Raw genomic sequence first — 11,685 nt, 5'->3', positions numbered from 1 at the left:
GGTTTCATTTTCAGGCGGTTGCGCCGCTGATTGCCAAGGGACAATTGATGGGCGTCATGGAGATGTTTGCGCGGCGCGAGTTTCAGCCCGGCGATGAATGGCTCAACAGCCTGCAAATTTTTGCCAATCAGGCGGCGATTGCCATCCAGAGCATTCAAAATTTTGAAGCCGTGCAGCGCTCCAACCGCGAGCTGCAGGCCGCCTACGAAGCCACCATCGAGGGCTGGTCACGCGCCATGGATTTGCGCGATGAAGAAACCGAAAATCACACGCTGCGGGTAACCGACCTGACCCTGCGGCTGGCGCGCCAGATGGGCGTCCGCGAAGAAGATTTGATTCACATGCGGCGCGGCGCGCTGCTGCATGACATCGGTAAATTGGGTGTGCCGGATGCGATTTTGCAAAAAACCGGGGCGCTGAGCGACGAAGAATGGGCGCTGATGCGCCTGCACCCCATTTACGCCTACCAGATGCTCTACCCCATCGAATACCTGCGTCCGGCCATCGAGATCCCCTACTGCCATCACGAAAAATGGGACGGGACGGGCTACCCGCGCGGCTTGAAAGGTGAGGAAATTCCACTGGCGGCGCGCATCTTTGCCGTGGTGGATGTCTTCGATGCCCTGACCTCCGACCGCCCTTACCGCCCGGCATGGAGTATCCGCGACGCGCTGAAGTACATCCAGGATCAGGCCGGCAGGCACTTTGATCCACAGGTAGCCGAAGCCTTTTTGAGATTGTACGGCACGGGTTCGTTGAAGATTTAGGAAACAAAAAATCCTAAACAAATTCCAAAAAAAACCTCTTGACTCGAACCCCCCAATTAAGATAGACTATTGCATAATCTCTGACATTATCCTGAATCCTATGCGCTTTTCCCCCTGGTTTTACGCCTATTACTTTTACGGCAACGCTGCACGGCTTGCCGGGCGTAACGCTTAAAGGGAAACGGGACTCATCCATACCTGAGGCGGCGCAACCGGCGCCGCCTTTTTATTTTCCTCATCGGAGGTGAAACAATGGTTGTACGCGGTATCCGCGGAGCGATTACGGTAGAAAATGATCAGCCCGAAGCCATTCTGGCAGCCACCCGCCGCCTGCTGCAGGCCATTGCTCAAGCCAATCCGGCCTTTCAACCGGCGGATGCCGCCAGCATCTTCTTCACCGTGACGCCGGATTTGAGTTCGGCCTTTCCGGCGGAGGCCGCCCGTCAACTGGGCTGGGGTGAAACGCCGTTGATGTGCGCCCAGGAAATCCCCGTCCCCGGCGCCCTGCCGCGCTGCATCCGCGTGCTGATTCACTGGAACTGCAATTTACCCTCATCTGCCATTCGTCATGTTTATCTGGGAGAGGCGGCCGGCCTGCGCCCGGATTTATCCGATTCATAAGCCAAAGGAGGTCTGAATGTTAATCGTTATGCAAAAGGATGCTACACCGCAACAAGTCGAAAATGTGGTTGCGCGCGTGCGCAGTCAGGGGTTGAGCGTTCACCTCTCTCAGGGCGCCGAACGGGTGGTGATCGGCGCCATCGGAGATGACCGCGCCGTTTCCAAAGACCAGTTCATGCTGCTGGAAGGGGTGGACCGCGTGCTGCCGATTTTACGACCCTACAAACTGGCCTCGCGCGAATTCAGCGACCAGGATACGCGGGTCAAAATCGGCGAGCGGGAGGTGGGCGGCAGTGCTGTGCTGCTGATTGCCGGCCCGTGTTCGGTGGAAAGCCGCAGCCAGATTCTGGAAATTGCCCATGCCGTGCGCGAAGCGGGGGCGCACGCGCTGCGTGGCGGGGCGTATAAGCCGCGCACCTCCCCCTATTCTTTTCAGGGACTGGGCAGCGAAGGGCTGGAACTGCTGGCTGAGGCGCGGGCAGCCACCGGTCTGCCGGTTGTGACCGAGGTGCTGGCCACCGAACAGGTGCAGCAGGTCAGCGAAGCCGCCGATGTGCTGCAAATTGGGGCGCGCAACATGCAGAACTTTGCCCTGCTGCACGCCATTGGCGAAACCCGCAAACCGGCCCTGCTCAAACGCGGCATGAGCGCCACCGTCGAGGAGCTGCTGATGGCCGCCGAGTACATCCTCTCGCACGGCAACCGTCAGGTGATTTTGTGCGAACGCGGCATCCGCACCTTTGAAACCGCAACGCGCAACACCACCGATATCAACGCCGTGCCGGTGTTGAAATCGCTCACCCACCTGCCGGTCATGCTCGACCCCAGTCACAGCACGGGATTGTGGCAGTTTGTCACGCCGGTGGCGCGCGCCGCCGTTGCCGCCGGGGCCGATGGTTTGATCATCGAGGTCCATCCCCACCCGGAAGAAGCCCTCTCGGACGGCAGCCAGTCACTCAAACCGGAACGCTTTGCCGAACTGGTGCGGCAGGTGCGCGCCATAGCCGAAGCGGTCGGGCGCACGGTAGCCCCGCCGCTGGGCGAATCTTTCCCCCAAGAGCGCGATAATGGCCGAAGACCCCAGTTTTAATCGCCCACTGGCACAGCAGACGGTTGCCATTGTCGGGCTGGGGCTGATGGGCGGTTCGCTGGCGCTGGCGCTGCGCGGACGGTGCGCCGGACTGCTGGGCATGGATCACAACCCGGCCGTGGTCGAGCAGGCCGCCAGAATGGGACTGGCCGATCGGGTCAGTACGCTGCCTGAAGTAGTCCTTCCGCAGGCCGGTCTGATCATTCTGGCAACCCCTCTTTCGGCGATTTTGCGCCTGCTGGATGACCTGCCCGGCCTGCACCCGGGGCCGGCGGTGGTGCTGGATCTGGGTTCGACCAAAAGCGCGGTGGTGGAGAAAATGGCCGACCTGCCGCCGCAATTCGACCCGCTGGGTGGGCATCCGATGTGCGGTAAGGAACGTTCTTCGCTGTCCGAAGCCGAGGCCGGTCTGTACCGCGGGGCGCCGTTCGCACTCACCCCTCTGGCGCGCACCAGCCCGGCGGCGCGCCGGCTGGCGGAAGAGCTGGTCGGCGCAGTCGGCGCGCACCCGGTCTGGCTGGAGGCTGACGAGCACGATGCAATGGTGGCCGCCACCAGCCACCTGCCCTACCTGACGGCGGTTGCGCTGGCAAGCATTACCCCTCCGCAGGCCGCCGCACTGGTCGGGCCGGGTTTTCGCTCCACCACCCGGCTGGCAGAAACCCCGCTTTCGATCATGCTGGACATTTTGCGTTACAACCGCGCCAATCTGCTGCCCGGCCTGGTTCGCTTACAAAGGGAGATCGCCTACCTGAGCCACCTGCTGCAATCTGAAGATTACCCCGCCCTGGCCGCCGAACTGGAACAAGCCGCCCGCCGGCGGATGCAACTGACCCGCCCTTCAGCGGAGGAGAAAGCATGAGCCGTCTGACCGTCTTTCCCGGCCATCCCCTGCGCGGCGAGGTCAACCTGCCGGGCGACAAATCCATCTCGCACCGCGCCGCTCTGCTGGCTGCCATGGCGGAAGGGGAAAGCCGCATCGAGCATTTTCTGGATTCGGGCGTCACGCGGGCATTGCTGAACGCTCTCCAACAGGTAGGGGTGGCGTGGCATCTGGACGGCGAAACGCTGACCGTCCAGGGGCAGCCCTGGCGCAATCCCTCAGCGGCACTGAACTGCGGCAATTCGGCCACCACCCTGCGTTTACTGGCGGGGGCGCTGGCCGCCCGCAACACAGCCGCCGTGCTGGATGGCTCCGCCGGTCTGCGCCGCCGCCCGATGGGGCGCATCCTCCAACCGCTGCGCGCAATGGGGGCGGCGATTGATTCGGCGGATGGCGAACACGCCCCGCTGACCCTTTCTCAACGGCCGGCCGGTAAGCCACTGCGCGCCACCACCCACCGTCTGGCGGTTGCCAGCGCGCAGGTGAAATCCTGCCTGCTGCTGGCCGGGCTGGCTGCCGAAGGCGCGGTCACGGTCATCGAACCGCACCGCTCGCGCGATCACAGCGAACGCTTGTTGGGCGCGCTGGGGGTGGAGATCGAAAGCCGCCCGCTGGAAGACGGCTGGGGAGTAACCATCCACCCGCACCCCGCCGCTCTGCCGCCTTTCCATCTGACCATCCCCGGGGATACTTCGGCGGCGGCCTTCTGGCTGGTAGCCGCCAGCATCACGCCGGGTTCGCGCATCACCCTGCCGGGCGTGGGGCTCAACCCCGGACGGATCGGCCTGCTGGAAGCCCTGCGAGAGATGGGCGGCCGAATCGAGGTCATCCCGCGCGGCGAGCAGGGCGGCGAACCGGTTGGGGATGTTGTTGCCGCCCATGCCGATCTGCGGGGCATCGAAATTCACGGCGAGCGGGTCACCGCCATGATTGACGAGTTCCCCGTCTTTGCTGTGGCGGCGGCCTTTGCCACGGGAATTACCCGCGTCCGCGAGGCCGATGAACTGCGCCACAAAGAATCCGACCGCATCCGCGCCTTGTGCAGCCTGCTGAGCGCGCTGGGCGCAAAAGTGGAGGAACAGCCCGACGGGTTCACGGTTTACGGTCAGGGAGGGCTGCGGGGCGGAGCCTCCGTTCAGGCGGAAGGCGACCACCGTATTGCGATGGCGGCTGCCGTCGCCGGGCTGGCAGCCGATCAGCCGGTCACTGTGCAGGGAGCAGAAATTATGGCAGAATCCTACCCGAACTTTGCCGAAACCCTGCAAGGGCTGGGCGGAAAAATCCGCATGGAGGCTGAAAACGGCGGATGAACGATGTTGAGCGTACCGCGTACTGGCGGCTGGGGCTGATCGGCGGGCGGCTGGGTCACAGCCTTTCGCCGCGCCTGCAGCGCGCCGCGCTGCAAAGCGCCGGACTGCAGGGCGAATACCGCCTGTATGCTGTTCCGCCTCTGCCGGAGGGCGAGGGGCAGCTGCGCGCTCTGGTCGAGGGCTTGCGTGCCCCGCCGGCGCTGCGCCTGCACGGCTTGAATGTGACCATCCCCCACAAGCAGAATGTGCTGGCTTATCTGGACGAATTGACCCCCACGGCGCGGGCTGTGGGGGCGGTCAATACCCTTTACGCCGATGGCAGCTGTTTGATCGGCGAAAATACGGACGTGCAGGGCTTCTGGACCGATTTTGAGCGGCTCTGGCAGGCGAACGGCGGCCGTCAAGCGGGGGCCGCGCTGGTGCTGGGCGGGGGCGGGGCAGCGCGTGCCGTCGCTTACGCGCTGCTCAGCCGCGGCTGGCGGGTGATTCTGGCGGCACGCCGCGCCGAACAGAGCAAGCAGGTTGCCCGCGACCTGAAAGCCCTGCGCCTGCCCGGCCGCATTACAGCCATCCCTCTGGAGGCGGCCTCGCTGGCGCGCTGCCGTTCTGCAAACGCCGTAATCAACGCCACGCCGGTTGGCATGTCCCCCTTCACCGATGAATGCCCCTATCCCGATGATCTGCCGCTGCCGGGCAAGGCGGTGGTATACGATCTGGTGTACAACCCGGCCGAAACCGTACTGCTGCGCCGCGCCGTTCAGCAGGGACTGCCGGCCGCCAACGGGCTGGGTATGCTGGTGGAGCAGGCCCGGCTGGCGTTTGCCTGCTGGACGGGAATCATCCCGCCGGCCGAGGCTTTATGGGCGGCGCTGCGCCAGCCGCATACCACCCCGCAAGGAGAACAAGGATGAGATTACAGTTACTGACCGCCGGTGAATCACACGGACCGGGTTTGACCCTGATTCTGGAGGGCTTACCGGCCGGGCTGCCGCTGGACGAAGAAATCATCAATCAGGACCTGGCCCGCCGTCAGCACGGCTACGGGGCCGGCCCGCGCATGAAAATCGAACAGGACCGCGCCCAAATTCTGGGCGGGGTGATGGACGGAAAAACCACCGGCGCGCCGCTGGCGGTATTCATCGAAAACCGCGATCATTCGCGCTGGAAAGGCAAGCCCATCCGCCGCTTTACCATTCCGCGCCCCGGTCACGCCGATTTAAGCGGCGTGTTGAAGTACGGTTACGACGACCTGCGCCCGGCGCTGGAACGCGCCTCGGCGCGCGAAACGGCGGCGCGGGTCGCCGCGGGAGCGGTTTGCCGCCACCTGCTGGCGCAGTTCGGCATCCGCATCGGCGGTTATGTGGCTTCGATTGGCGAAATCCGCGCCGATTTGCAGGACCTGCCGCTGGAAGAGCGCATTCGGCACGCGCTGACCAGTGAAGTAGCCTGCCCGGATGAACCAGCCGCGCAGGCGATGCAGGCGCGCATTCGTGAGATTATGCAGCAAAAAGACACCCTCGGCGGGGTGATTGAGGCGGTGGCGCTGGGCGTCCCGCCCGGACTGGGTTCTTACGTCCACTGGGAACGGCGGCTGGACGCGCGCCTTGCCGCAGCGGTGATGAGCATCCCGGCCATCAAGGGGGTGGAAATCGGGCCGGCCTTTGAGAACACCACCCGCCCCGGCACGCTCGTGCATGACCCCATCCTGCTGGCAGGCGGCGATCTGCAACGAGCGGGGATCAACAGCGGCGGTTTGGAGGGCGGCATCACCACCGGTCAGCCGATTCTCATCCGCGCGGCGATGAAGCCGATTGCCACCACCCTGAACCCGCAGCGTTCGGTGGACCTGGCCGAGGGCGTGGCGGTGGAAACGCGCTACGAGCGCTCCGACTTTTGCCCGGTGCCGCGCGCGGTGGTCATTGTGGAAGCCATGCTGGCCTACGTGCTGGCCGATGCGCTGCTGGAAAAACTGGGCGGCGATTCGCTGGCGGAGATGCTGCCGCGCTTCGCCGCACTGCCGCGGGCGCGCCTGAGTGATGTGCACCTGCGTCAGGATGATCCCGTTTTCTGGCGCGGGGAGGAAACCGAATGAACCGGCCGGGTTGGATTCTTCTCTACGGCCCGCCGGGCGTGGGCAAGACCACACTGGGCAGGTGGCTGGCCGCCCGGCTGGAACTGCCTTTTTACGATCTGGATGAACGTATTCAACAGGTCAACGGGCGCACCATCCCGCAAATTTTTCAGGAAGAGGGCGAAAGCGGTTTTCGGCAGCGTGAAAAATCTGCGCTGAAAGAATTGTTGACTCTGCCGCCGGGGGTGGCTGCGCTGGGCGGGGGCGCCTTGCTGGACGGGGACAACCGCCAGCTGGCAGAACGCTGCGGCACGGTGCTCTGCCTGACGGCCGGCCTGCAAACCCTGCTCGAACGGCTGGGTGAAGCCAGCCAGACCCGCCCCCTGCTCAAAGGCGAGGATGGCTGGCAGGCACGCCTTTCAGCCTTGCTGGAAGCGCGCCGCGAGCATTACGCCTCGTTTGAAACCCGCCTGCCAACCGATGGACGCACTCTGGATGAAACCGGCGGGGAAGCCCTCTGCGCGCTGGGTATTTTTCCCATTCGCGGAATGGAGAGGCCTTACCGGATGATGGTACACAACGGCATTCTGGAATTGGCAGCCGATCATTTGAATGAAATTGGGCGCAGCCGAACCGCTGCGCTGGTTTGTGACAGCAACACCGCCCGATTGTACGCCGAGAAGGTGGAAAAGCCGCTCACCGCTGCCGGCTGGCGGGTGCGGCGCTGCGTTGTGCCGGCGGGTGAAGCCCACAAGACCCTGCAAACGACGGCCGATTTATGGGCGCAATTCGTGGAAGGCGGGCTGGAGCGCGGCAGCCTAGTGGTGGCACTGGGCGGCGGTGTGGTTGGGGATATGAGCGGCTTTGCCGCCGCGGCTTTTTTGCGCGGGGTTGACTGGGTCAACCTGCCGACCACCCTGCTGGCAATGGTGGATGCCTCCATCGGCGGCAAGACCGGTGTTGACCTGCCGCAGGGAAAAAACCTGGTGGGGGCGTTTCACCCGCCGCGGCTGGTGCTGGCCGACCCGCTGGTTCTTTCCACTTTACCCATCGGCGAAGTGCGCAGCGGCATGGCGGAGGTCATCAAACATGCTGTGATCGGCGACCCGGCTTTGCTGGATGCCTGCGCGGACGGCGCGCAAGCGTGGAGCGGCGGCTGGGAATGGCTGGTGCGGCGCGCTGCGGCCGTCAAGGTGCGCGTCATCGAAGCCGACCCCTACGAGCAGGGTCTGCGCGAGGTGCTGAATTTTGGGCATACCCTCGGCCACGCGCTGGAAAAATCCAGCGGTTACCGCCTGCGCCACGGCGAAGCCGTAGCCATCGGCATGGTGGCCGAAACGCGCCTCGCCGAACGGCTGGGAATTGCCGAAAGAGGGTTGAGCGGGCGGCTGGCTGCCATTCTCAGCAGGTGGGGGCTGCCCGTTGATCCCCCCGCCGGCCTGAGCGCCGAGCAAATCCGCGCCGGTCTGACGGTGGACAAAAAACGGCGGGACGGACAATTGCGCTTCAGCCTGCCGCACCGTGCCGGGCAGGTGCTGCACGGCGTCATCGTCCCTGCCGAAGAAGCGCTGCGGGAGGTGATTGGATGAAAAAAGTACTGGTGCTGCACGGGCCAAATCTCAACCTGTTGGGAGAACGTGAGCCGCAGGTGTACGGCAGCCTGACGCTGGATGAGATCAACCGGCGGTTGATCGAGGCCGGCCGCGAGTGGAATCTGGAGGTATCCTGCTTTCAGTCCAACCATGAGGGAGAACTGATTGACGCGCTGCACACCGCCCGGCGGACGGTCGAGGGGGTGGTTTTTAATCCCGCCGGCTATACGCACACCTCGGTAGCGCTGCGCGATGCGGTAGCGGCCGTTTCCATTCCGGTCATCGAGGTGCATCTTTCCAACCCGGCAGCGCGCGAGGATTTTCGGCATGTTTCGCTGCTCGCGCCGGTCTGCCGCGGGACGATTGCCGGTTTTGGCTGGCGTTCGTACTGGCTGGGGCTGCTGGCGCTGGCAAACCTGCTGGCAGAATGAAAATCCTCAAGCGGGATAAGGGTGAAAAAAGAGATTTGACGCCAAGACGCTAACGATTCCTTTTTGCCTTCTCTGCGTCTTTGCGCCATTGGGTTAATTCCAACCTTCTGCAGTCTGGCAGGTGTTGACGGCTAAAAATAGGATTACCCCAAAATTCCGCCCCTTGTCAGAATGGCTGGATGTGGTTTAATCAAAATGATGATTTGGTGCAGATTGATTTCGGACGAACGATTATTATGGTTGAGCAATTACTCGGTTTTGGGCAGAATTTTTGGGCAGCCTTGAGCAGCGGCAGCGCCAGTTCGGCGCACCTGTGGCTGTACGCAGTCATCACGCTGCTGGTGATGGTAGAAGGCCCGGTGTCGATTCTGCTGGCAGCCGGGGCTTCTTCGGCCGGTTTTCTCAATCCGCTGCCGGTGTTCATTGCCGCAACGCTGGGGAATTTGATTGCCGATACGCTGTGGTATGGATTGGGTTATATCGGTAAAATTGACTGGCTGCTGCGCCGGCGCGGCTGGTTTGGTGTAAATGCCGAAAAACTCGACCTGTTCCGGCAGGTCATTCACCGCCAGGCCGTCAAACTGCTGATCTTCGCCAAACTCACCAACGGCTTAATTGTGCCGGTGCTGATCGCCACCGGCCTGGCACGCGTCCCGCTGCGCAAATGGTTTCCCATCATTTTTGTGACCAATTTGCTGACCAGTCTGGTCATGGTAGCCATCGGTTATACCATGGCCTCCAGTTTGTTACGCGTCCAGCAAGGGCTGCGGTATGCGGCCTTTGCGGCTACCCTCCTGTTTTTGCTGGCGGCATCATTTTACGTGCGTCATCTGCTCAGCCGCAAAGATGTGAGTGCCATGCTCGAAAAAGTCGAGTAGCAGGAGAAAGAAGAATATGCGGGTTATGTTGTGTACGACCACCTATCTGCCGGAGTTGAACGGGCAGGCCATTTTCACCGCCAATCTGGCGCAGGGGCTGGCCGCACGCGGGCATCAGGTTTGGGTCGTGCGCCCCGGCACGGGTTTTCGCTTTACTCAAACAGCCGACGGGAATCTGAAGATCATTGGTCTGCCGGCTGTTCGATTGAGCTTCATTCACAAAGACTTGCGGCTGGCTGTGGGTTACCGGCGGCTTTTGCAGCGTTTATTCGATCAGATTTGTCCGGATGTGGTGCACGTTCAAGACCCCTCTCCCTTTTGCCAGAGCGCCGTAGGTGAGGCCAGGCGGCGCGGCATCCCGGCGATTGCCACCCATCACCCCGGCCCGGAAATCAGCGCACCGTACTTTGCCCGCCTGCCTCTGCCTTTCAAACGCGCTGTGGAAGCCATTGGCTGGCGGTTCGTGGCGCATCATCTCAACCGGGCGGATGCCGTCAGCGTTCCATCGCGCAGTTCAGCCCAAATGCTGGCAGCGCATGGCGTCCGCCAGCCGGCCCGCCCAGTTTCCTGCGGCATCCGATTGAATGAATTTACTTCCCCATCCGCCATTGACCGCCGCAAAATTCTGGAGAACTTCGGTCTGCCAGCCGACCGGGTGATTGGGCTGTATGTGGGGCGGGTGGACGCGGAAAAACGGGTAGATGTATTGATTGAAGGGCTGGCAGCCCTGCAAGACGAGCAGTTTCATCTGGCGATTGCCGGAAATGGAGCCTGCCTGCCGCAGATCAAGCGCCTGATTCGAAAGTGCGGGGTGGAACAGCGCGTTCATCTGCTGGGAAACGTTCCCCACGAGAACCTGCCCGCTTTAATTTCGGCTGCCGATCTATTCCTGATGCCCGGCGATGCCGAATCGTTCAGTATTGCCACGCTGGAGGCCATGGCGTGCGGTAAACCGGTGCTGGCAGCCAATGCTTCGGCCTTACCGGAACTGGTCAGCCACCTGCAAAATGGTTATCTTTTCCAGCCCCAAAATCCGCAATCGGCTGCCGAAGGGATACGCTGGCTGCTGGAAAACCGCGCCCGCTGGGCGGAAATGGGACAGATCAGCCGGCGGCGCGCCGGACAGCACCGCCTGGAAAACACCCTGCAACGCTATGAACAGCTGTACCGCTACACCCACCCGCAAAGCGCGGCTCAACGCGCTGGCCGGTCAGCACAGCGCCGTCCGGCATTCCGTCCGCTGATGATGCTGGCAGGGATTTTGTTTGTGCTGTTCTCGCTGTTGTATGCTTCTGCGCCGCTAACGGCTTCGGCTCAGGGGGGTGTGGAAACCTTACCGCCCATCACCCTGGAAAGCCTGCGCCGTTTGATCATCCTGACCATTAAAGACGAAAACAGCCTCTACGCAAACGGCGGCCTGATTCAGGCGCTGCTGGAAAAGGGCGAAGCGGTAAAGTTTGTCCTCCTGCAGCCGGAAAAGTCAAACACGCCGGAGCAAGCCGGTGCGCCTTCAAGTGAGATGCAAGACACCTTCAACCCCCGGGAGCGTATCCGCCGCTGGCTGGAAGAACTGGGTATCCCGCCGGAAACGGTGGACATTTTTGAAATCGAAGAAAAAGAGATCAACCAGTGGTATCAGGAGATGCGCGAAAAGTGGCAGTCCATTGAAATACAGGTGATCCCCATTGCCCCGTGAGCGGGATAGAAGGCGAAAAGGGCTGTTTAAAAACGTTCGTTTGGGATAAGCCATTCAAACAACGAATGGGGAATTATCCTTTTGATCGAACACAGTACTCGCCCAAAAGGACAGACTATTGTTATCGCCTTAGCCGCTTGCGGATGCGACGCTGTTCAACCCAAAGGCGCAGAGAGGTGAAAAAGAAACCTTTGCGTCCTGGCGATCGATCTTTTTATTCACCTTGTCAAGCAGTGTCCCTCCGAGCGCAGCGACACAAACAAGAATTAATGTCACTCCGAACGAAGTGAGGAGTCTCCCTCACTACCCATACAAATCCCATGCGGAAGGTTGTCCCCGGCCGCTT

11 protein-coding genes are annotated in these 11,685 nt (G+C 62.2%); all 11 read left to right on the top strand.

Going from position 1 to position 11,685, the window contains the following annotated elements:
• Positions 1–767 (top strand): HD-GYP domain-containing protein (locus tag ACWIZX_RS07875; protein ID WP_448335375.1); only part of this gene is annotated, 767 nt, incomplete at its 5' end.
• Positions 768–1,019: 252 nt separating this feature from the next.
• A complete protein-coding gene (gene aroH / locus ACWIZX_RS07870) occupies positions 1,020–1,388 on the top strand; it encodes a chorismate mutase (RefSeq protein WP_322792237.1) in 369 nt (122 codons plus the stop codon).
• Between the two features lie 16 nt (positions 1,389–1,404).
• The gene (gene aroF / locus ACWIZX_RS07865) at positions 1,405–2,478 is read left to right on the top strand and encodes a 3-deoxy-7-phosphoheptulonate synthase (RefSeq protein ID WP_448335374.1); all 1,074 of its coding nucleotides are present in this window, start codon (positions 1,405–1,407) and stop codon (positions 2,476–2,478) included.
• A complete protein-coding gene (locus ACWIZX_RS07860) occupies positions 2,456–3,340 on the top strand; it encodes a prephenate dehydrogenase (RefSeq protein ID WP_448335373.1) in 885 nt (294 codons plus the stop codon). The genes aroF and ACWIZX_RS07860 overlap by 23 nt, the downstream gene beginning before the upstream one ends.
• Positions 3,337–4,671 (top strand): 3-phosphoshikimate 1-carboxyvinyltransferase, encoded by a 1,335-nt coding sequence (gene aroA / locus ACWIZX_RS07855; RefSeq protein WP_448335372.1) that lies wholly within the window; start codon positions 3,337–3,339, stop codon positions 4,669–4,671. The genes ACWIZX_RS07860 and aroA overlap by 4 nt, the downstream gene beginning before the upstream one ends.
• Positions 4,668–5,582, top strand: a complete 915-nt coding sequence (gene aroE, locus ACWIZX_RS07850; protein ID WP_448335371.1) for a shikimate dehydrogenase — start codon at positions 4,668–4,670, stop codon at positions 5,580–5,582. The genes aroA and aroE overlap by 4 nt, the downstream gene beginning before the upstream one ends.
• Positions 5,579–6,763, top strand: coding sequence for a chorismate synthase (aroC, locus tag ACWIZX_RS07845; RefSeq protein WP_448335370.1), 1,185 nt, complete (start codon positions 5,579–5,581; stop codon positions 6,761–6,763). Before aroE ends, aroC begins: the two co-directional genes overlap by 4 nt.
• Positions 6,760–8,331: a 3-dehydroquinate synthase gene (aroB, locus tag ACWIZX_RS07840; protein WP_322793163.1), complete on the top strand. Its 1,572-nt coding sequence runs from the start codon at positions 6,760–6,762 to the stop codon at positions 8,329–8,331. The genes aroC and aroB overlap by 4 nt, the downstream gene beginning before the upstream one ends.
• On the top strand, positions 8,328–8,765 hold the full coding sequence (gene aroQ, locus ACWIZX_RS07835) for a type II 3-dehydroquinate dehydratase (protein WP_322793162.1): 438 nt from the start codon (positions 8,328–8,330) through the stop codon (positions 8,763–8,765). Before aroB ends, aroQ begins: the two co-directional genes overlap by 4 nt.
• Positions 8,766–8,944: 179 nt before the next feature.
• The gene (locus tag ACWIZX_RS07830; RefSeq protein WP_322793161.1) at positions 8,945–9,643 is read left to right on the top strand and encodes a VTT domain-containing protein; all 699 of its coding nucleotides are present in this window, start codon (positions 8,945–8,947) and stop codon (positions 9,641–9,643) included.
• Between the two features lie 16 nt (positions 9,644–9,659).
• Positions 9,660–11,339 carry a glycosyltransferase gene (locus ACWIZX_RS07825; RefSeq protein WP_448335369.1) on the top strand — a complete coding sequence of 560 codons (1,680 nt, stop codon included), beginning with the start codon at positions 9,660–9,662 and terminating at the stop codon, positions 11,337–11,339.
• The last annotated feature ends 346 nt before the right edge of the window (positions 11,340–11,685 follow it).

Source organism: Bellilinea sp., assembly GCF_053501535.1.
This window is presented reverse-complemented; position numbering and strand designations above follow the sequence as displayed.

Excerpts from the sequence above, each read along its gene's own strand:
- aroH (WP_322792237.1), top strand. The coding sequence starts at position 1,020 with ATGGTTGTACGCGGTATCCGCGGAGCGATTACGGTAGAAAATGATCAG.
- aroF (WP_448335374.1), top strand. The coding sequence starts at position 1,405 with ATGTTAATCGTTATGCAAAAGGATGCTACACCGCAACAAGTCGAAAAT.
- ACWIZX_RS07860 (WP_448335373.1), top strand. The coding sequence starts at position 2,456 with ATGGCCGAAGACCCCAGTTTTAATCGCCCACTGGCACAGCAGACGGTT.
- aroA (WP_448335372.1), top strand. The coding sequence starts at position 3,337 with ATGAGCCGTCTGACCGTCTTTCCCGGCCATCCCCTGCGCGGCGAGGTC.
- aroE (WP_448335371.1), top strand. The coding sequence starts at position 4,668 with ATGAACGATGTTGAGCGTACCGCGTACTGGCGGCTGGGGCTGATCGGC.
- aroC (WP_448335370.1), top strand. The coding sequence starts at position 5,579 with ATGAGATTACAGTTACTGACCGCCGGTGAATCACACGGACCGGGTTTG.
- aroB (WP_322793163.1), top strand. The coding sequence starts at position 6,760 with ATGAACCGGCCGGGTTGGATTCTTCTCTACGGCCCGCCGGGCGTGGGC.
- aroQ (WP_322793162.1), top strand. The coding sequence starts at position 8,328 with ATGAAAAAAGTACTGGTGCTGCACGGGCCAAATCTCAACCTGTTGGGA.
- ACWIZX_RS07830 (WP_322793161.1), top strand. The coding sequence starts at position 8,945 with ATGTGGTTTAATCAAAATGATGATTTGGTGCAGATTGATTTCGGACGA.
- ACWIZX_RS07825 (WP_448335369.1), top strand. The coding sequence starts at position 9,660 with ATGCGGGTTATGTTGTGTACGACCACCTATCTGCCGGAGTTGAACGGG.